At 69.4% G+C, this 19,373-nt stretch carries 21 protein-coding genes and 1 pseudogene; 13 read left to right on the forward strand and 9 right to left on the reverse strand.

Annotated elements, in window-relative coordinates; all coding sequences use genetic code 11:
• Positions 1 to 157 precede the first annotated feature (157 nt).
• Positions 158 to 574, forward strand: a complete 417-nt coding sequence (locus ACGFRG_RS03435; protein WP_393260948.1) for a GNAT family N-acetyltransferase — start codon at positions 158 to 160, stop codon at positions 572 to 574.
• A gap of 241 nt (positions 575 to 815) precedes the next feature.
• Positions 816 to 1,829, forward strand: a complete 1,014-nt coding sequence (locus tag ACGFRG_RS03440) for an NAD-dependent epimerase/dehydratase family protein (protein ID WP_393260950.1) — start codon at positions 816 to 818, stop codon at positions 1,827 to 1,829.
• Here ACGFRG_RS03440 and ACGFRG_RS03445 read toward each other — a convergent pair.
• Positions 1,826 to 2,839, reverse strand: a complete 1,014-nt coding sequence (locus tag ACGFRG_RS03445; protein ID WP_393260953.1) for a DNA-binding protein — start codon at positions 2,837 to 2,839, stop codon at positions 1,826 to 1,828. The genes ACGFRG_RS03440 and ACGFRG_RS03445 overlap by 4 nt on opposite strands.
• Before the next feature lie 878 nt (positions 2,840 to 3,717).
• Between ACGFRG_RS03445 and ACGFRG_RS03450 the strand changes: the two genes are divergently transcribed.
• Both ACGFRG_RS03450 and ACGFRG_RS03455 read left to right on the forward strand, forming a co-directional pair.
• A complete protein-coding gene (locus ACGFRG_RS03450; protein WP_393260955.1) occupies positions 3,718 to 3,891 on the forward strand; it encodes a hypothetical protein in 174 nt (57 codons plus the stop codon).
• A gap of 95 nt (positions 3,892 to 3,986) precedes the next feature.
• Positions 3,987 to 4,859, forward strand: a complete 873-nt coding sequence (locus ACGFRG_RS03455; protein WP_393261807.1) for an aKG-HExxH-type peptide beta-hydroxylase — start codon at positions 3,987 to 3,989, stop codon at positions 4,857 to 4,859.
• A 4-nt stretch (positions 4,860 to 4,863) separates the two neighbouring features.
• Here the strand turns inward: ACGFRG_RS03455 and ACGFRG_RS03460 are convergent, their stop codons facing one another.
• Positions 4,864 to 5,532, reverse strand: coding sequence for a pentapeptide repeat-containing protein (locus tag ACGFRG_RS03460; protein WP_393260957.1), 669 nt, complete (start codon positions 5,530 to 5,532; stop codon positions 4,864 to 4,866).
• Positions 5,533 to 5,749: 217 nt separating this feature from the next.
• Here ACGFRG_RS03460 and ACGFRG_RS03465 point away from each other — a divergent pair, with 217 nt between their 5' ends.
• From ACGFRG_RS03465 to ACGFRG_RS03475, 3 genes and pseudogenes are all read left to right on the forward strand, one after another.
• On the forward strand, positions 5,750 to 6,385 hold the full coding sequence (locus ACGFRG_RS03465) for a hypothetical protein (protein ID WP_393260959.1): 636 nt from the start codon (positions 5,750 to 5,752) through the stop codon (positions 6,383 to 6,385).
• A 4-nt stretch (positions 6,386 to 6,389) separates the two neighbouring features.
• On the forward strand, positions 6,390 to 6,593 hold the full coding sequence (locus tag ACGFRG_RS03470; RefSeq protein ID WP_393260962.1) for a hypothetical protein: 204 nt from the start codon (positions 6,390 to 6,392) through the stop codon (positions 6,591 to 6,593).
• A 22-nt stretch (positions 6,594 to 6,615) separates the two neighbouring features.
• A pseudogene (locus ACGFRG_RS03475) lies at positions 6,616 to 6,795 on the forward strand (lipase maturation factor family protein); the annotation flags it as partial.
• 7 nt (positions 6,796 to 6,802) lie between these two features.
• On the opposite strand, the gene ACGFRG_RS03480 reads toward ACGFRG_RS03475, so the two are convergent.
• Together ACGFRG_RS03480 and ACGFRG_RS03485 are read right to left on the reverse strand one after the other, a co-directional pair.
• Positions 6,803 to 8,440, reverse strand: a complete 1,638-nt coding sequence (locus ACGFRG_RS03480) for a phospholipase D-like domain-containing protein (protein WP_393260965.1) — start codon at positions 8,438 to 8,440, stop codon at positions 6,803 to 6,805.
• 200 nt (positions 8,441 to 8,640) lie between these two features.
• The gene (locus tag ACGFRG_RS03485; protein WP_361417970.1) at positions 8,641 to 8,808 is read right to left on the reverse strand and encodes a hypothetical protein; all 168 of its coding nucleotides are present in this window, start codon (positions 8,806 to 8,808) and stop codon (positions 8,641 to 8,643) included.
• 153 nt (positions 8,809 to 8,961) lie between these two features.
• Here ACGFRG_RS03485 and ACGFRG_RS03490 point away from each other — a divergent pair, with 153 nt between their 5' ends.
• Positions 8,962 to 9,492, forward strand: coding sequence for an FBP domain-containing protein (locus ACGFRG_RS03490; protein WP_393260968.1), 531 nt, complete (start codon positions 8,962 to 8,964; stop codon positions 9,490 to 9,492).
• 155 nt (positions 9,493 to 9,647) lie between these two features.
• Complete coding sequence (locus tag ACGFRG_RS03495; protein ID WP_393260970.1) at positions 9,648 to 11,588, forward strand: glycoside hydrolase family 5 protein; 1,941 nt, start codon at positions 9,648 to 9,650, stop codon at positions 11,586 to 11,588.
• Between the two features lie 7 nt (positions 11,589 to 11,595).
• Here the strand turns inward: ACGFRG_RS03495 and ACGFRG_RS03500 are convergent, their stop codons facing one another.
• The 4 genes from ACGFRG_RS03500 to ACGFRG_RS03515 form a co-directional block, all read right to left on the reverse strand.
• Positions 11,596 to 12,117, reverse strand: coding sequence for a histidine phosphatase family protein (locus ACGFRG_RS03500; RefSeq protein ID WP_361417976.1), 522 nt, complete (start codon positions 12,115 to 12,117; stop codon positions 11,596 to 11,598).
• Positions 12,114 to 12,836 carry a hypothetical protein gene (locus tag ACGFRG_RS03505; RefSeq protein ID WP_393260972.1) on the reverse strand — a complete coding sequence of 241 codons (723 nt, stop codon included), beginning with the start codon at positions 12,834 to 12,836 and terminating at the stop codon, positions 12,114 to 12,116. The genes ACGFRG_RS03500 and ACGFRG_RS03505 overlap by 4 nt, the downstream gene beginning before the upstream one ends.
• Before the next feature lie 163 nt (positions 12,837 to 12,999).
• Positions 13,000 to 13,893: a peptidoglycan-binding domain-containing protein gene (locus tag ACGFRG_RS03510; protein ID WP_361417981.1), complete on the reverse strand. Its 894-nt coding sequence runs from the start codon at positions 13,891 to 13,893 to the stop codon at positions 13,000 to 13,002.
• A 310-nt stretch (positions 13,894 to 14,203) separates the two neighbouring features.
• Positions 14,204 to 14,560, reverse strand: a complete 357-nt coding sequence (locus tag ACGFRG_RS03515; RefSeq protein ID WP_361417984.1) for a hypothetical protein — start codon at positions 14,558 to 14,560, stop codon at positions 14,204 to 14,206.
• A 357-nt stretch (positions 14,561 to 14,917) separates the two neighbouring features.
• On the opposite strand from ACGFRG_RS03515, the gene ACGFRG_RS03520 reads away from it, so the two are divergent.
• On the forward strand, positions 14,918 to 16,255 hold the full coding sequence (locus tag ACGFRG_RS03520) for an AMP-binding protein (RefSeq protein ID WP_393260976.1): 1,338 nt from the start codon (positions 14,918 to 14,920) through the stop codon (positions 16,253 to 16,255).
• Here ACGFRG_RS03520 and ACGFRG_RS03525 read toward each other — a convergent pair.
• A complete protein-coding gene (locus ACGFRG_RS03525; RefSeq protein WP_361417990.1) occupies positions 16,215 to 17,183 on the reverse strand; it encodes a helix-turn-helix domain-containing protein in 969 nt (322 codons plus the stop codon). The two genes, ACGFRG_RS03520 and ACGFRG_RS03525, sit on opposite strands and share 41 nt — an antisense overlap.
• A 248-nt stretch (positions 17,184 to 17,431) precedes the next feature.
• On the opposite strand from ACGFRG_RS03525, the gene ACGFRG_RS03530 reads away from it, so the two are divergent.
• From ACGFRG_RS03530 to ACGFRG_RS03540, 3 genes are all read left to right on the forward strand, one after another.
• Positions 17,432 to 17,758 carry a DUF2087 domain-containing protein gene (locus ACGFRG_RS03530; protein WP_393260978.1) on the forward strand — a complete coding sequence of 109 codons (327 nt, stop codon included), beginning with the start codon at positions 17,432 to 17,434 and terminating at the stop codon, positions 17,756 to 17,758.
• 127 nt (positions 17,759 to 17,885) lie between these two features.
• Complete coding sequence (locus ACGFRG_RS03535) at positions 17,886 to 18,713, forward strand: VOC family protein (RefSeq protein ID WP_361417996.1); 828 nt, start codon at positions 17,886 to 17,888, stop codon at positions 18,711 to 18,713.
• Positions 18,714 to 18,801: 88 nt separating this feature from the next.
• The gene (locus ACGFRG_RS03540) at positions 18,802 to 19,365 is read left to right on the forward strand and encodes a PadR family transcriptional regulator (RefSeq protein WP_393260981.1); all 564 of its coding nucleotides are present in this window, start codon (positions 18,802 to 18,804) and stop codon (positions 19,363 to 19,365) included.
• Positions 19,366 to 19,373 lie beyond the last annotated feature (8 nt).

Here is a 19,373-nt window from a genome sequence, read left to right on the forward strand (position 1 = left end):
AGGAACTAGTGCCGCATCAGGCAGCGTTCGCCCTGCTGAGAAAACGGCTGAGGTCAGTGCGGTGGGGTTCCGAAGGCCGTGGAGCTGGACTCGGCGTCGGGATCACTCCGCGGCAAAATGGCCGACCCCCGAGACCGGAGCGTGTCAGGATCCTCGAATGGAGATCCGTCGTGCCACTCAGGTTGAGGCAGTCAACGCCGCTGGACACCTCTTCGACACCGCCCCAGGGCGGGAGGCCACTGAACGGTTCCTGACGGACGAGTGCCATCACCTCCTGATCGCCTACGTGGACGACATCCCGGCGGGGATGGTCACCGGTGTCGAGATGACCCATCCGGACAAGGGAACCGAGATGTTCCTGTACGAGCTGGGCGTGGACGCCTCGTTCCGTGGGCGTGGCATCGGCCAGGCTCTGGTGTCGGCGCTTGCGGACCTGTCACGTGAACGGGGCTGCTACGGCGTGTGGACGATCACGGACGAAGAGAATGCGGCGGCACTGGCGACGTACCGCCGCGCTGGCGGCGTCGCGGAAACGGGACAGGTCATACTCACCTGGACGTTCGATCAGCTGTAGACCGACGCAACGGTTCCCCTTCCCGCACCGGACGGCTGGCGGCCTGCCGCCCGGTTGCTGCCTGGGACGTGCGGTTTCCGTCAAGCTGTCCTGGTGGCTGAACGCGTACAGGTCCGCAAGATCGATGGCGACGAAGGCACGGCACTAGCCCTCGCGAAGGTGGTGGACAGTTAGTTAGTTCATGCAATCACCCTCAGCCGGAGCTGGCACCGCTGCTTCCGAGACGGCAGGATCAGACCTCATGACGAGTTCCGTTCTGGTGATGGGTGGCTCCCACTTCCTCGGTCGCGCAGTCGCGGCAGAGGCCCTGCGGCGCGGTTGGTCCGTGACCGTCTTCAACCGTGGCAAGACCGGCAGAAACCCTGATGGCGCCCATGCCATCCAGGGAGACCGCACCAATCAGGACGACCTTGTGCGCCTGGCCGGCATCGGTCCGTGGGACGCGATCATCGACACCTCCGGGATGTCCGCCGACGTAGTGGACCTGGCGACTCGGACTCTGGCCGAGGCGACGAGCAGGTACGTCTACGTGTCCACCGTCTCGGTCTATGCGGGATGGCCGCTAATTCCCCTCACAGAGGATCTTCCGACTCTCGCGGAGGCCGATCCGGTGTCAGGTATGCCGGATGACGTAGTCGTGTCGTACGGGGTGGACAAGGCCAATGCCGAGAAGTCCGCACGGGCAAACCTTGGACGTGCGCTGACCATCCTGCGCCCTGGCGTGATCCTGGGCCCCGAGGAGTACGTAGGACGGCTCCCCTGGTGGCTGCGCCGGATCGAGCAGGGTGGGCGCGTCCTCGCGCCCGGCAATCCGGACCAGACCATCGCCCCCGTGGACGCCCGGGATGTCGCCACCTTCGCTTGCGATCGAGCCCAGGTCGCCAGTGGGGCCGAGGTTTTCAACCTGACCGCCCCGAAGACCCACGCAACGATGGAGAGCTTCCTCCGGACCTGCATCGAGGTGACCGGGTCGGACGCGACCCTGGAGTGGGTGGACGGGGACTTCCTACTCGACCAGGGGGCAAAGCAGTGGACGGAGCTTCCACTCTGGAGGACGTACCCGGGAACGTGGGCCGTCTCTGGCGTGCGCGCCAAGGAGGCTGGTCTCAGGTGCCGGCCTCTGTTGGAAACCATCGCTGATACCTGGGCGTGGCTGTCCTCCGGAGAGACTGCCGTGGAGAACGAGAGGGCGGCCCACATCGGGCTCTCCGAGGAGAAGGAAGCCGCCCTGCTCGCTGCGTGGGACGCTCGCTAGCTCCCGAGCTGGTAGCGCGGGGCTCCGGGCAGGGTCGACCTGGCGGAGTCCCGCCTGAACCCTTCAATGTGGTGTCCCAGCTCGACGGCCTCACGCTGCCTGTGGAGCGCGGGAACGGTGAGCTGGCTCCGAACACCGTTGAGGCGCAGGAGGAGCCCGTCCACACGCTGTTCGGGCGGCAGCTCGAACACCGGCCCGAGGGTCGCGATCGCAGACGCCAGGTCGGCGTTCAGGAGCTGCGCGAGCGCGAGGTCCGCGGTGGCCTCCATCTCGACCTTCACAGACCTCTGCTCCTCGGTACGGGCCTGGACGAGTTCGAGCGCGCGGGAGGACGCCTCCACGGCATTCGCTCCGTCCTGGATCAGCAGCCACGAACTTCCGGCTGACATAGCTGCTCGCTCGCGGGAGAAGCCGAACTCCCCACCCATGTCGTCGTGGTGATCGTCGCGGATGTCTTGATCCACCTGCTGGGCCGCTTCGAGTTCGTAGCGGACGCAGTCCGGGTCCCCGAGGTGCGCGTAGGTGCGCGCCGCGATGCTGTGGAGTCGGAGCTTGGCCGTACCGGACGTGGCCAGATCCTGTGCCGACTTCACGTGCTCCAGGGCTTCGGCCGGCCGCCTGTCCCAGTAGGCGAGGAGGGCGAGGTTCCCTCCGCACCAGGCGATCAGCGGTGCGTGGTCGATGGGCCTGACGTAGGCGAGGGCCGCCATGGTCAGGGTCTCGGCAGCGTCCTGCGAGCCGAGGTCGAATGCGGCGGACGCGAGGAGCGCGCACACCTGTCCGGCGAGGAGAAACAGGTCGGACGACTGGTTCGGGCGGTGCGTGAGCGGCATCCGGCGCTCGATGGTGTCGCGGATGCTTCTGGCCTTGATGAAGATCTCGGCAGCGGGCTTCTGGTGGTAGCTACGCGCCAGGCCCCGGAGCTGGGTGCGGAGAATCGCGATCGTCTCGGGAGTCAGGGCCCTGGAAGCGGCGTCGCCCGCGTGCGAGGCGGCGTCGTGTGCAGTCATGAGCAGGTCTTCTTCCGTAATGTGCGGGTGCTGCACTACCGACAGAGAGGATGTTGCTCCTCTTTGCGCAGGAGTGTTTCCTGCTCTTCCGCCATGCCGGCTCTCCCGTGTCTTGTCGAGCGTCCCTTCTGGAGTATCACCAACTTGCCATTGGTTAGGGGTCGTTCTGGCGTGAGGCGGAGCGAAGTCGGCTCGAAGTCCTCCGGACGACTTCTACGTCAATGACGATGCCTCAGATGTCGCCTGTAAGTCGTGGCGAAGTCACTCCAGCGCTTCGATGCTTTACGTCACGCCAACACGGCAGGTGACTACGGAGGTGCAGACGGTGGTGACGCTCATGAGCCCCAACCAGAAGCCGATACCGGAGGCGGCGCCACCCCCGACGGACCCCCCTCCGCACACCAGGTGCCTGACTTGCGCGAGCGCCGACGAAGACCGCTCGACCGCCATCGAGGAAGGCGATCTCCGCCGACGGGGTGAGTGCAACCGCGTGATACTGCACCACCCCCACTGGGGCCGTCCCGTCTCCCTCTGGTGATGCCGGTGGCCATGACCATCAGAGTCTCCCGTGACAACGGCCAGAGCTTCGACCAGGAGACCACGTTCGACATCGACAGGACGAAACCCCCCGTCCCCTTGGTGACGTTCGTATGGCCTCCATGCAAGTGCCCCATCCACCGCGCCAGCAACGCCCAGGAGAGGCGCACGGCGTGAAGTGGAGGCGCCCCACGATGGGCGACATAGCCCTCGGAACGATCTGGGCCGCAGTCGTCGCCCTCTGCGTCAGCCGGATCGCCTCTGGCTGACCCCAAGACACCTGTCCCTTCCGGGGCGGGTTGCTCCACCGTTCAAGTCCATCGAGACAAGGAGTGGTTCCTATGAGCCCCGTGAAGATTGCGGCTGACACGGCCGCGACGCCTACCGGCACGCTGAACGAGCTGATGGACGCGGTCCGGCAGGACCCGTCCAGCGTGGCGACCGGCATCAAGGCGCGCGTCGAGGCCGCCCAGAACAGTGGCACGGTCGTGATGATGGGCGGCTGGACCGACTAGTCCGCGGCTGACTCCCCCTGCACAGAGCGCCCGGAGCGGATCAGCTCCGCTCCGGGCGCGCACCCATTCACCCGGAAGGACAGACAGCCGTGCACATGCTCAACCTCGGACATCTGTACGAGACCACGGCCCGCTTCGCCAACGCGGTGAACGGGTCTCACCCCGGCAACCCGAAGACGCTCCACCCGGAGTACGTGAAGGCCATCAACACCCTCCGTCCCGCCGTCTTGCAGGCCGATGAGGCCGGGATCAAGATCGGTTACGAGGACAGCGGGTGGGCAGATTTCTGCAAGGTGAGCGGGATCTTCGCCCACATCGTGGGGCCCGCGACCTCGTCTGACGGTCCCGCCCGTGAGGAGTGGGATACGAAGACCACGCTCGCCCTCGACATGATCCACCACATCCACCCTGATCTCCGTCGCATGGTCGATCTGCTTGTCACGGACATCGTGGTGTTCAACTCGGGTGTGGACGGGGGCGGCAGCGCCAACCAGATGCCCGGCGTAGTGCTCATGAGCCCAGGGCCGGACTGGAGCGTTCTGAACTACGCGCAGTGCATCGTCCACGAGGGTTTGCACAGCGGCCTGTTCATCCTGGACACGGTGTACCCGATGTTCACCCTGCCTCCGACCGAGCTGGAGAAGGACGAGTACCGCGCTCTGTCGGCCGTGAAGATCGGTCAGAAGCGCCCCCTTCATGCCGCCTTCCACGCTGCGGCCGTCGCGGTCCCGCTCATGTTCATGGAGAACCACCAGGGCGGGAACGACCTCGTCAGCAAGTACACGGACTCGATGCGTGACGCCTGCACCGACATGCTCAGCAAGCGGGCGTTCTTCACCCCGTACGGCCAACTCCTGTTGGACGAGATGAGCGACTGGGTGAAGCAGGAACCGCTCGACTTCGACCAGGTAGCCCGCGCCCTCACCAGCCGCGAGTACGCGGGCTACCGTCCAGCCGTCGCCGCCTGAGCTGCTACTCGAAGGCGATGCCGGCCTCCCGTGCCAGGCTCAGGGCCAGCTCCATCGACCCCGGGCCTGCCACGGTGGTTCCCTTCAGGTTCGCCCCGCCTCCCACGTCGAGCAGCGTGCAATTCTCGAATCGCATGGAACCGACTTTCACGTTTCCGAACTGCACACCAGTCATGTCGCAATTCATGAACTTGACGTTGTGGAATTCGGTGAACTGAAAGTCAGCACCGGTTAGCCTACAGTCCTCGAATACCGTCGCGTAGATCTTCATGTGCCGGAACATTCCCGGGGTTGCGACACAGCCCGAGAGCCGCACGTCTCGGAACGTGCCGGACTTCCACGAGGACCCGGTGAGCCTGCTGCCGGAGACGGCGCAACGGATCAACGACACATCCGCGGCAGTGAGCTGAGAGAAGTCACATGTGTCCGACTCGCTGTCGCTGAACTGGGTTTGGCGCAGGCTGGTACCGGTGAAGCGGACGTTGGCGAAGGCGCAGCCATCTGCTTCTACCGCCTCGGCCTCTAGGCCCACGAAGGTGTCGCCGTCGAAGTGGAGGCTCTTGAGGATCGCGTCGTCCTCCAGCTCAGCCCCGTCCGCCGGCCGCAGCACTGAGGAAATCCGAGGAGGCTCCGGCGCCTTGATCTTTCCACCTTGACAGGCGATCTGAGGCATGGGAGATCTCCATTCTTCGAGGCGTCTCGGAGCCCCCGATTCTAGCCACAAAACAACCAACAGAACGGCCCCCTCGCCATCCGTTAGGACGACAAATTCCATGGCACAGGATTACGCGAGAACACTCGCAGGCACGGCCAAGGCTGAGGGGACCGAGCACCGCCCTCCGGCTCCGCCCAACACGCAGCCGGAGCACTGCACACCCAACGGCATCGCGGTGGGTGACTACGTCCTCGTAGCGGGCCGCTACCGACGCGTGAACGACATGTGCAACAGGGGCGGTGCCACGGAGCGCGTGTTGATGCTGGAGGGCTTCGGCCCGTGGGTGATGACGACGAACCATCTGATCTACCGACCGATCAAGCGCGGCCATGTCCGCACGCACCACGCGTCGGGGCGGCAGACTTCGATGGCACTGCTTTCAGCGAAGGTGCGCTACAGGCAGGGCGGCCTCACCGTCCCGTTCATCACGGCTTGGGACTCGGAGAGGATCACCGTGCCCCGGCTCGGCGTCCGGGTGAGCGGCGCCGGCCCCAGCATCTACTTCGCCGACGAGGGCCCGATGGACCGTGACCAACACGGAATCCTGTGGGTGCGTCAGGGCCTCGGTCGAGGCCGGGGCAAGGCCCTGTTCCCGACCGTCCACGCCTACCGTCAGCGGCGCGCGATGTACGACCTGCTGTGCCAGGTCTACGGCGGACTGACCATCGAGGAGAGTGACACCAGGCAGCTCTATGTCATGAACAGCGCTCGCGGTCAGCCGATCCGGGAGGGCGAACGAACCACGGCGCCGCCTGTGTGCCGGTCATGTGCCCCCGAGGCCAGTCATGAGCTGCCCTCGCCTCATCAATAGATACGTGGCCGCCTATGCGGAGTGGAACCACTCCTGGGGAGTCTCGGGCGTCATCTACGACCCTCAGACACTGCGGGCGGTGAGCAAGGGGCTCGTCGATGTCCCCTTCGGCGATCCGCGGACTCGCTGCATGATCGCTCACCGATCGGTGAACGTCTTGTCCGGCATCACGGCCGTGGACTTGGCGGGTTTCACCACTGCTGCGTGAGCGGCGCTGCTCAAACGCCAAAAGGCTGCGCCGCTCCCCGTTCCCGCCCGACAGCCCGCCCCGCTACATCCGGGCCCGCCTGTTCCGCTACCGCTATACGAGCTGGCACGAGCTGCGGACGACGGGCGCGTGCTGGAAACGGACGTACGTACGCGAGTTCCTGCCGCCCACCCGGCTGGAGGCGATGGACGACAGGATCTGATGCAGGGTCAGGCCTGGCAGACACCGCGCTCGTAGTCGAACGTGGCGGTCGCCTGCGAGTACTGCCACTGCGGGGCGAGGAGCTTCGCCTTGAGCTGGGCGGCCGCGTCGGGGCTCTCCACCACATAGCCGAAGTCCTGGAGCCACGACGGGTACAGGTTCTTCGAGCCGAGGTAGAAGGCGGAGTCGTCGACGGAGAGCAGCTTGTGGTGCTGGGCGTAGGGGTGGCCGTCGGCCCAGGTGGGGTTGGCCGAGCTGCGGAACGTGGCCAGTTGGAGGCTGGAGCACATCGCGGTGCGGGCCTTGCCCTTGTCGCCGGTGAGCAGGGCGAGGCGGTCGCGGAGCGTGTCGCTGATCTCGTTGAGCGACTTGATCTGCGAGTAGCCGCCGCTGCCGACGGCGCCGCGGTTGGCGGGGTCGCTGACGACGATACGCACCTTCACCCCGGCGGCCATCTTCGCGGCGAGCGCGTCGTACAGCCGGATGTCATAGCGCGGCAGCGGCGGGCAGGTGGCGTTGAGGTCCTGCTGCGAGATCTCGATGTGGTCGCGCGCGCTCGCGACGAGTGCGCGCAGGGCGCTCTCCTCGGGGTTGACCGTGTCGTAGTCGCGGTCGGCGTTGGTGTTGTCGTGCAGCCCGATCACGCACTTGGTGTCGGCGGCGGTGGGCAGGGTCGGGCGGAACGCCGAGGCGGGGTCCTTGTCCTTGATGCCGACGCCGAGGCCGCCGACGGCGATGACCGGGACGTCGCCGTCGGCCGGGGCGGCGGCCGGGGCGTCCTTGGCCAGCGACGGCATGCAGCCGGCGCCGTTGGACGAGGCGAACCAGACGCTGGCGATGTTGGACTTGTTCTGGCACGTCCACGACCACAGCGTGTCGAGGTACTTGCCGGCGGACCCGGCGGCGGGTCCCGCAAGCGCCAGGTCGACGTCCGACACCGGGTGCGCGGTGTCGATGTAGTCGTCCTTCCAGCCGTTGATGCCACCGGTGACGACCGACTGGTTGTCGACCACGAGCAGCTTGGAGTGGTTCCACGAGAACGCGGTCTTCGAGGTGGTCATCGACGCCACGTTGAGCGTGATGTTCTCGGCCGCCTTGCCCAGCTTGGCGGTCAGCTCGTCGCGGTACTTCGACGGCACCACGTTCAGGTGGTAGATCGGCGCGGCGCCGACCAGGATGCGGACCTTCAGCTTGTTGCCGGACGCGGCCGAGGCCTTGAGGCCGTCGACGATCGCGTCCTCGAACGCGCCGTTGGGAAACGGTGCGAGGGTGGATATGTCGACCGTGCGCGTCGCCTGGGAGATGTTCTGCGTCATCTTGGCGAGCAGGCGCTCGGTGCCCACGCGCTCGGCGCACTTGTCGTCGCCCCAGCAGCCGGGGGTCTGGAGCAGCCAGTCGGACGGGTCGCCCGCGGAGGCGTCGAGCCGGTTGCCGGCGGTGCGCTCCCAGACGCTGTTCTCCAGGCCGGGCGAGACCTGGCGCAGGGCTTGTTCCACGGCGTCGAGGTGCGGGGTCGCCGACGGGGCGGACGGCGTGGTGCCGGAGTCCGCGAGCGCGGGGGCGGCGGGCAGTACCGCGAGGACGACCGAGCCGGCCACCAGGTGACCCGCGAGGCGGAAACGACGGCGAAGCTGACGGTGAGCCAATTCTTTTCGCATTCTGGTCGGGGCAGGGGCGTTTGGGGAACGCCGCTCCGGAGTGCTGGGGCGGGTGAGTCGAGGACATCACCAAGATCAACACGCCGAGATTACCAATCCGGCACAAACGCCCCGGCCTGCCGCCCGCTCCCCTGGCCGAAAACCACCGCATGGTGCGCCATCGATCCGGATGCCCGGACCGGCCGCCGTCAGTCCCGCTTCGTCCCGCCCCGCTCCTTCTTCGCCGGGGCGCCCGGGCGGGCGGGGTGCGGCTCCATTTCGTGCAGCTGTGTGCGGAGCAGCAGGTCGGCGAGGTCGGCTCCCGGTTTACGGGCCTCCGCGCGCAGGGCGTCACAGCCAGGACAGCCGTACTGCATCGCCGTCTGTCCTCTCGCGCGGGGTGATCTGCCGGTGCGGGCAACTCCATCACGCCGACCACCGTGGACCCGTACAGCGAAACGATTCATCACCCCGATGGCCGAGCTCGAATTCGGATGCCCGCCCGACGAGATCTGTGTACGGTCCACCGAGTGGAGCCATTGACCGAGAACACCATCCGTTCGTCCTTCGTGAACTGCACGAAGGGCGAGGCACGCCGACTGCGGCTGCCACTCGACTTCGCCGAGCTGCCCTGGCAGGACCTGGACTTCCTCGGCTGGGTGGACCCGGGCGCGCCGCTGCGCGCGCACCTCGTCATCCCCCGGCCCGACGGCCCCCTCGGCATCACCCTGCGCGTGCCCGGCGTCGGCCGCACCAGTGCCTTCAAGTCCAGCATCTGCCAGGTGTGTCTGACGGCCCACGCCTCCTCCGGTGTCTCCCTGCTCGCCGCCCCGCTCGCCGGGGCGCGCGGACGCGAGGGCAACACCGTGGGCATCTACTTCTGCGCCGACCTCGCCTGCTCCCTCTACATACGCGGCAAGCGCCGGCCGAAGCTGCGCGCGGGACGGCACGACGAGACGATCGGGCTCGCCGAGAAGGTCGCGCGGACCATGGAGAACCTGGACGCGTTCGTGGCCAAGGTCGTGGCCACCGCCGACGCCCCGGCGGCCGTCGACCAGTGAGCGGCGGTCCCGGGCAGGTTCGGGGGCGCACGGGTCTGGCCGCTTCACCGACTCGCCGGTAACTTGTCCCTGCCCTCGTCGGCGGCGACCGCGCCGAGGGGCTGCTCGCCGGGCGGCCCCCGACGGGCACCGCCGCCCACGACCAGGCAGGTGACGTGAAGACGTTCGTACGCGCGGTGTGCCGCGCACTGGTGGCAGGCCTGGTGGTGCTGACGGGCGTCGCCGTCCCCGGCGCGGCCGCGACCTCCGCCTCGTCCCGCCCCGCCCCGTCCGCCGCGACTCAGGAGGCCGGGGCGTGGACCGCTCCGCTGTCCACCCGGGGGCGCTACATCGTGGACGCCGACGGCAAGCGGTTCCGGCTCAAATCGGCCAACTGGGACGGGGCGCAGGGCTCCTGGACCGGCTCGGGCGATGTGAACGACCCGGCCACTCACCACAGCGGCCAGGACTCCCACGGCATCCCGCTCGGCCTGGACCGCGTCGCCATCCCCTCGCTCCTGGGCGACTTCCACGCCCTGGGCATCAACAGCGTCCGCCTGCCGTTCTCCAACGAGATGATCCACACCACCGCCCCGGTGCCGGACTCCGCCGTCGCCGCCAACCCCGGGCTGCGCGGCAAGACGCCCTTGCAGGTCTACGACGCGGTGGTGGCGGCGCTGACCGCCGACGGTTTCGCCGTCGTCCTCAACAACCACACCAACACCACCCGCTGGTGCTGCGGCGTCGACGGCAACGAGCGCTGGAACAGCCGCCAGACCACCCGGCAATGGGCCGACGACTGGGTGTTCATGGCCCGCCGCTACCGGGACAACAGCCGTGTGGTGGGCGCCGACCTCTACAACGAGGTGCGCCGCGACATCCTCGACGACCCCAACTGGGGCCTGGGCGACGGCCACGACTGGTTCGCCGCCGCGCAGGAGGCCGGGGACCGCATCCTCGCCGAGGCCGATCCGAACCTCCTCATCATCGTCGAGGGCATCAACTGGACCGGCATCCCCGCCGACGGCCTCCCCCACGGCCGCCCGCTCCTCACCCCCGTACGCACGCTCTCGCACACCCTCGTGGTCTCCGGAAAACTCGTCTACTCGGCCCACTTCTACGGCTACACCGGCCCCCACCACAGCGGCGCCACCGGCCTCGGCGAGACCCATGACCCCCGCTACCAGGACCTCACCCCCGACCAGCTGGAAGCCGCCCTGCACGACGAGGCGTTCTACGTCTCGGCCGAGAGCGGGCAGCACTTCACCGCGCCCGTGTGGATCAGCGAGTTCGGTGTCGGCTCCGACGAGGGCGGAGCGGCCGCGCGCGCCTGGTTCGGACACCTCACCGGCTATCTCACCACCGCCGACGCGGACTTCGCGTACTGGCCGCTCGTCGGCTGGAGCACGGACGGCCAGGGGCGGCCGGGCGGGGACAGCTGGGCGCTGCTCCGCTACGACCGGGACGGGCACCGCTCCGGGCTCCTGGACGGCCCCGACTGGCGGGCCGACGCATGGCACGGGCTGATGACCGCCCCGCAGAAGTCCGGTTACGTCCCACCCGTTGCCGCCTGGCACATGCTCACCACCGACCACAGCGACGCCGTCCAATCACTGCGCGTACGGGCCCTGGGCGACTGGGACAGCGGGGCGCGCAAGGCGGTCTGCCCCGACGGCGAACGGCTCATCGGCATCAGCCACACCCAGGGCCGGGGGCTGTGCACGGACACCGCGACCGGCGGGGATCTGCGCACGTCGGACCCCGTCCAGAGCGTGGTGCGCGACGAGCGGTACGTACCTCCGGGCGGCGACTGGGCCTCGGGGTACAGCAAACTCCAGTGTCCACAGGGCCAGTTCCTGCTCGGCTACAGCCTGCGGGCAGACGCGGTCTCCGCCGCGCTCTGCGCGCCCGCCCGCAGGACGCTCGCGGGCACGTCCCGTACGGTCTGGTTCGACCGGGGCGACAGCCGCCCGCCCGGCGGTCCCGGCGGCGACTTCGCGTACGGCAGTTACAAGGGGCAGTGCGCGTCCGACGAGTACGCGGCGGGGCTCGCCTACACCAACGCCATCGGCCACCGGGGCCGCCCCGACGCGCTGCTGTGCCGCTCGCTGGTCTGACCGGCGTTCAGGGCCGCTGTCCGCGCGGGACGGCGAAGTCGGTCAGCAGGGCGGTGCCGGGGGCCAGCACCGCCCAGGGCCCGCGCCAGGTCAGCACCGCGATGGCCGAGGTGGGGAACTTGGTCCGGGCCCGGTCCAGGGTGTCGCCCAGCGCCTCGCCGGTGAGCAGCAGCGTCAGGTCCTGGACACCGGGGTTGTGCCCGACCAGGAGCAACGTCCCGATGATGTCGGGGACTTGGCGCACGGCATCGAGGAGGTCGCGGTCCTCGGCCGCGTAGAGGCGGGGGTCGTGGCGGGCCGGCGGTGGGCTGCCCAGTTCGGCGGCCGCGAGCTCCCACGTCTCGCGGGTGCGGCGGGCGGTGGAGCACAGCACCAGGTCGGGCAGGCAGTCCGCCGCGCTCAGCCATCGGCCCGCCGCCGAGGCGTCGCGCAGCCCGCGCGGCCCCAGCGGCCGTTCGTGGTCGGGCACGCCCTCCGGCCAGGCCGACTTGGCGTGCCGCAGGACCACGAGCCGCCGCAGCGGCCTCATGCCCGGGCCCCGGCGGGCGAGCGGCCGATCTCACGGGTCAGTTCGAGGCCGAGGACACGGTCGAGCCGGGCGAACGTCTCGAACTTGGCACCCGGCGCCACGTCGGCCGCCGTCTCCAGTTCGTCCAGGAGCCGCAGCACGGCGGCCGCGTCGAGGCTGTCCTCCAGCGCGGCGCGGGCGGTGCGCACGAGGTCGGCGTGGAGGGGCTTGGACGGGTGCTCGGCCCACCCGGCCACGGCGCGCCGCCATCGCGAGAGCCGCAGATCCGCCTCGTCGAGGGCTTCGGCGGTGACCTCGACGGGTTCGTGGTACGGACTGCCGAGCAGCACGAGGCGTACGGCGAGCGCGTCCGGGTCCGCCGGGCCGGTCGCGGGCTCGGTCATGCGCGCCTCGGCGATCCGCAGACACGCGCCGCCCCCGCCCTCGTACGCCCGGCTGGTCAACTGCACGGCCGGTGGGCCGTGCAGGGCCTCGGCGATCTCCTCGGGGGTGCCGGTGGCGTCGGCCGGACGGATGCCGGCCGCGTCGGCCGAGGGGACGTCGGGGCCGGTCCAGCCGGTGAGCACGGCTCTGCCCCGCAGCTCGACCACACGGCCCAGCACGTCGGCGGCCAGGAGCACCCGCAGCCCCGTCAGCTCACCCGGTCCTTCGCCCACCGGCACATGGGCACAGACCCGCAGCGGTCCCGGTCCGGCCAGATGATCCACGATGCGCAGCACGGCCACGAGCCTAGGCGCTCGGCTCGTCGACGGCAGGTCCGGTACGGCTGAGGGGCCGAAATTGATCCCGTCCGGGGCAGTCGCCCGGCCGGGGCCGGGCAGCGGGGGTGGCGGTGGCCGCCGACGGGGCCGTCACCCCCGGGATCCCCGGCGCGGGGCCGGATCAGACCACGGTGAAGCCGTGGCGCGCGCCCAGCCGGGTGAGGGAGTCACGGCCGGGGATCCCGTCCGCGTCCGGACCCGAGTAGCCGCAACGTTTCTGCCAAGCGGCGTACGCCGTCCTGGTCTTGGTCCCGAAGGAGCCGTCCACCCAGGCCGCGTCGAGCAGCCCTTCCGCGTTGAGGGCGCGCTCCACGATCAGGACGTCCGCCTTGTACGTGGTCCCGCCCTGCGGAAGGCCCGGATCGCGCTGAGCCGCGGCGATGACGTGCGCCAGCGACACCTGCCCGGCCGGGGGCGGCGGCCCACCGATGAACCAGGGCCAGGAGCCGGGGTCCTGATGGTCGTTCTCCGGAACCTGCTGGTGGCCGTACCACCCGCCCCGGGTCTCCCAGATGTGTTCGTCGCGGTTCGAGGTGAAGTCGACCGGCCGCCCCATCGGCCAGGTGTCGGGCACGCCCCAGGAGCGCACCCACGCGTTCAGCCCCGCCCAGCCGACGCACGGGGTGTCGACGAGCCGGGCGTAGACCTTGCCGTTCACCCGGCAGTACGGGAAGAAGTGCGCCTCGATCTGGATGACCACCGAGCCCGCTCTGTTGGTACGGGTCCCGCCGGGTAAGTCGACGAGGGACTTCGAGCGTGAGTTCGCCGGGAAGAACTGGGTGAATGCCCCGGTGAAGGGTGACCAGAGCAGGTGCGGGGCGGACGACTTGCCGTCGGGGTTGCGGCCGAACCAGTCCTGGAGGTTCGCGTACGGCACCTGGTCCTGTGGGTGGGCGGCGGTGGCGTTCTTGTCCCAGGTGATGTGGGCGATCGCCTTGGCGGGATATCCGGAGTCGGTGGGGGCGTGGTCGCCCACGTCGATGCGCTGGGCACCGGGAAGCCAGAGTTCGGGCATGGGGGTCTCCAGAGCTGAGCCCCTGGGGGCGGGGCTCGCGTGTGGGGGGATGAGCCTTGGGGGGATGACTCGCGCTGGGGATCAGCGTGCGGGGAACCGGTGAGTCGGTCTGTACTGAAAGGTGTTCCCGGCGGGAATCGGGTCGACTCCCCACCGTTCGAGGGAAGTTCAAGTATTCGAACTGCGAGACCGCCGCGCCGGGTCCGCACCTTCCCGACGCGCCCACCCGGAGCCGCGCTCGACGAAGCAGGCACGCAGGCCCGCAGGCCCGAGTCCGCCTGGGCACACTCAGGCCCGCGGGCCGGGCTGTTCAGCGCTGAGAGAGGAACACCGACCGGAGCTTGAGGCGGTCGGAGGCGGGCCTGCCGTGCGGACGCAGCGTCCAGGAGTCGCCCGTGCAGTCCGTGTTGGTGTACACGATCGCCCATTCGTCGGTGTCGTTGTGCGGAGCGAAAGCGGGCTCGGTGGCGTTCGGGTCCGCGACCTCCGCGAGCGTGATGCAGTCGCCGCTCACCGGGCCGTGCAACGTGACCGACTGCGGCTGGCCGTTCAGGCCGACGTACTTGTACGAGAAGTCGCCCGTCGCGGCGTTCGCCGTGCCCGACACGGCGAGCAGGAACGCGAAGGAAGCGGCCGCGACAGCTGCGGCAGAGGTGCGAAAGCGCATGGAGTAAGCCTTTCGGAGAGCTTCGAGGCAGGAACAGGACAGGAAACGGACGCGCGAAGGCGCGAACGAAGATCACATTAGAGGTCACCCACCGTGATCAAACGTTTCCTCACGGCTACCGGAAAGCGTGGTTTGCGCTTTCACGACCACGGGCACCTGCCGCCGCCCGGACGAGTCGCCACGCGTCCCACCAGGTGCGGCCGGGCGGGCGTGCACGATCCGGCAACGTGCGTGCACGCATCGTCAAGGACATCTCAAGTCGGGCCTCGTTGAATGAGGCACAAGCCGACCAGGAGGGGCAGGCAGTTGAACACCCCATCGCCAGCAGACCACGGATCAGCCCACACCGACACCTTCGTGCGGGACAACTTACCGCCCGCCCCGCTCCAGCCCGACCTGCTCCTCGGGATGCCCGACCTGCGCTTCCCGGCGCGGCTGAACTGCGCGTGGGAACTTCTCGACGGCGCCGGGTCGTTGGACCGGGCGAAGCGTCTCGCCGTGCTGTCGCCGCACGGCGTGCACTGGACGTACGGGCAGCTCACCGCCGAGGTCTCCCGTATCGTCCATGTGCTCACCGAGGAGATGGACCTCGTGCCCGGCAACCGGGTGCTGCTGCGCGGGAGAAACACCCCCATGCTGGCGGCGATCTGGCTCGCGGTCGTCAGGGCGGGCGGGATCGTGGTGGCCGCGCCCCCGTCACTGCGGGGTGAAGCGCTTGCCCACGTGATCGACAAGGCGCGGGTCACGCATGTCCTGTGCGAGTCCGCGCTGCGCTCCGAGCCGGCGGCGGGCCGGGCGCCCCGGACGATGTACTTTCTCGGCGACCCCGACGAGACGGAGGCGGGCGCCGACACCACGCTGGAACAGGCCATGGCGGCCAAGCCGGACTGGTCGCTCCCGGTCGACACCGCCGCGACCGATCCGTGCCTGATCGCCTTCACCTCCGGCACCACGGGAACGCCGAGAGCGACCGTCCACTCGCACCGCGACGTCATGGCCGCGTGCAACTCCTTCCCCCGGCACACCCTGCGCGCCACCAGCGAAGACCGCTTCATCGGTTCCGCGTCGCTGACCTCCACGTACGGCCTCGGCGGGCTGCTCCTGTTCCCCCTGTACGTGGGCGCGACGACGGTGCTCCTCGACGATCCCACGCCCCGCCAACTCGCCCGCTCCATCTCGAAGTTCAAGGCGACCGTGTGCTTCGGCGCCCCGGACGTCTATCGCGCGGTCTGTGCCGAGCGGAGCACCTACGACATGTCCTCGCTGCGTGAGAGCGTGTCGGCCGGTGAGCCGCTGCCGACCGAGACCCGCCGGATGTGGAAGCGGCGCACCGGCAGCGGACTCGTCGACGGGCTCTGCTCCACCGAGATGTTCCACATCTTCGTCGCGATGCGCGGCGAGGAGGCCTGGATCCGTCCCGGCGCGATCGGCCGGCCCGTGCCCGGCTATCTCATCGCGATCGTCGACGAGTCCGGGCGCCCGCTCCCGCACGGCGAGGTCGGCGCCCTGGCCGTCAAGGGGCCCACGGGCTGCCGCTATCTCGACGACGAGCGCCAGCGCGACTACGTGCGCAACGGCTGGAACTTCACCGGCGACGCCTGCTGGTGCGACGAGTACGGCTTCCTCTACTACCACTCCCGCACGGGCGGCCCGCTCAGCGGTTCAGGGCTGCCTCGCGATACTCACGCGGGCTGATTCCGTAGGCGGTGCGGAAGGCCCGGCTGAAGTGGGCCGGTTCGATGAAGCCCCAGCGGGCGCCGATGGCGTACACCGGCCGTCGGCGCAGGCCCGGGTCGGTCAGGTCGCGGCGGCAGCGTTCGAGCCGCCGGGAGCGGATCCAGGCGGCGATGGTCATGCCGCGCGAGTCGAAGATCTGGTGGAGCTGGCGCAGGGACATCCGGTGCGCGGCGGCGACGGTCGCCGGGGTGAGGGAGGGGTCGCTCAGATGCCGGTCGATGAAGTCGCAGACCTCGACGCGCAGGGCCTGCTTGCGCGACTCCGGCGTCATCTGGTCCTCCACGGCCAGCCGACGGCCGAGCACGGCGGCCAGCAGGTCGATCGTCACCGACGCCAGGGCCGGGATGTCGTCGGCGGCGCACTCGTCCGCGCGGGCGTCGAGGTCGGCGAGCCAGCGCCCGAACACGCCGCCCATCCCGCGGTCAGCGGCGATCGGCGTCGCGGTCACACGCTGGACGACGTCCCCGGGCAGCGGCAGCCGGGTCCGGGGCAGCTGGACCACCGTCATGGACGAGAACTCGCCGTCGAACCCGCCCTCGAACGGCAGGCCGCTGTCCACGACCACCAGCTCCCCGGCCCGCAGCACTCCGTCGCGCCCGCCCTGCGAGACCCGGCCGCGCCCCGACATGAGGACGTTCACCTGGTACACCTCGGGGTCGTCCTGCCGTATCAGCTTCGGTGTGCGGCTGATCTCCACACTGGGGTACGTCAACGTCGACACCCGCACATCGCCCAGGTCGAGCACGCGCAGCGAGGCATGGAAGTCCCGCGCCGACTCACTGCGCAGCCAGTTGCGTACGTGCGTCTGTCCGGCCAACTCCGTCCAGAGCGCGAACCGTTCCGCCGCGGGCACGGACGCGGTACTGAACTCGCTCACCAGCCCCATCTCACACCCCCGCCGTGCCAGACGTCCGACCGGGGCGCGAGCATGGCACAAATGTTCGTACGGCGTCGAGCAAAGCTTCGGCCATCCCGCTCCCCGTTTCTCTTCAACTGTCGCACGGGGCCCGCTATTTCGCGGCCGTCACCGCCCGCCGCCGACCCTCGCGCGCATACCGACCGAGCCCCCGGCACCGCCCCCTCCCGGCAAAAATACGTTGCCGGGCCGACAACCGGTACGTCAGGCTTCCGGCCATGTCCGAGAACACGACCAGCACTTCCCGAGCGGCGTCCCACGGTGTGGCCGCGCTCTTCTCGCAGGGGCGCCTGACGGCGATCCCCCGCAAGGCGGCCCGCCGCGAGCAGTTGCTCGCGCACCTCCAGGAGACGCTGTTCGAGCCGGACGTCACCTACACCGAGCGCGAGGTCAACGACGCGCTGCTCACCGTGCACGACGACTACCCGGCGCTGCGCCGCTACCTGATCACGGCAGGCCTGCTGACCCGGACCAGGGACGGCGCCAGCTACCAGCGCGCCGCCCGCGGCCGCGTCCCCGCCGAGCGAGCCCTCGAAAGTAACTGAAAGTCATCGATCCACCCCATTCATCACGCAACGTAGTCGACATCTGAGGTGACTGGATGCGAGACGTCCGTTTTGCGGGAAGATGGTGAGGCAGGAAGCCGTCAAGCGATAGCGATCGGCATCAGCGATGGACAGGACAACCACAGTCCCGGATTCCAAGGCCTCATCGAGCGCGGCGGTGTTCGGGGCGCCGTGCTGGGTGAGCCTCATGGCACGGGACCTCACTCCCGCACTCGACTTCTACGGGGCCGTGTTCGGCTGGACGTTCCGGACCGGACGGCTCGGCGAGCAGTTCCGGGTGGCCCTCGACGACGGCCAGCCGGTGGCCGGTATCGGAGCCCTGGCGCCGGAACTGCAGGTGGCGGTCGCCTGGACGCCCTACTTCGCGGTCGAGGACGCCGACACGACCGCCGGACGCATCCGCGAGCGGAGCGCCACGGTCGCCGTGGGCCCCGTCTCCTTCCAGACCGGCCGCGGCGCGCTCGCCGCCGACCGGGACGGCGCCGTGTTCGGCATCTGGCAGGGCAAGCTCGTCGCCGACTGGGAGTCCTGGCGCGACCGGGAGCCCGCGTGGCTGCGGCTGCGCACCCGTAACGCCTTCGAGTCGGCGATCTTCTACGGAGAGGTCCTGGACTGGGCCAACGAGCGGCCGGGCTGCTGCGACGTCCAGTACGAGGCCGACGAGGTCGTGCTGCGGCACGCGGGCCACATCGTCGCCCGCCTCAGCTCCGGCGCCCTCGAAGCGGCACCGGACCCCACGCTCCGTCCGCACTGGGAGGTCCACTTCGTGACGTCGGACGTCCCCGCCAAGACGGCGACCGCCCGTGCGCACGGCGGCGTGGTGATCGACCAGGGCACCGGCACCACCGGCCCGTGGGCGACGGTCCGGGACCCCGACGGCGCCACGTTCACGATCAACACACGGGCCGCACCCGCACCGGCGCACCCACGGTAGGCAAAGACACAAGGCAATCACGAGAAAATCGGTCATCAAGTTGATTACTCGCATACTCACCTATTCATACAAGTGATAGCTTGGCGCGATGGCATTGCGCAACGCGGTCCTCGCCGCGCTCCTTGAAGGCGAGGCCTCGGGGTACGACCTGGCCAAGGGGTTCGACGCGTCCGTGGCCAACTTCTGGATGGCGACCCCGCAGCAGCTCTACCGCGAACTCGACCGGATGGAGTCCGGCGGCCTGATCGAGGCCCGGGTCGTACAGCAGGAACGGCGGCCCAACAAGCGCCTGTTCTCCCTCACCGACGCCGGGTACGCGGCACTGCGGTCGTTCACCGCCGAGCCGCCGAGGCCCAGCGCGATCCGCGATGAACTCCTGGTCAAAGTGCAGGCCGTGGACGCGGGTGACGCCGAGGCCGTGCGTGCCTCCATCGCCGAACGACTGGAGTGGGCACGGGCCAAGCTGGCCCGCTACGACCGGCTGCGCACCCGGCTGCTCGACGGGCGGACCGAGGACGACTTCCTCGCGGGCGCCGAACGCGTCGGCCCGTATCTGACCCTGATGCGGGGCCGCGCGTTCGAGCAGGAGAACATCCGCTGGGCGGAGCGGGCGCTGGCCGTTCTGGAACGGCGCGCGCACCACTTCACGTAGTCACGAGC

Source organism: Streptomyces sp. NPDC048696, assembly GCF_043198895.1.
Lineage (GTDB): Bacteria > Actinomycetota > Actinomycetes > Streptomycetales > Streptomycetaceae > Streptomyces.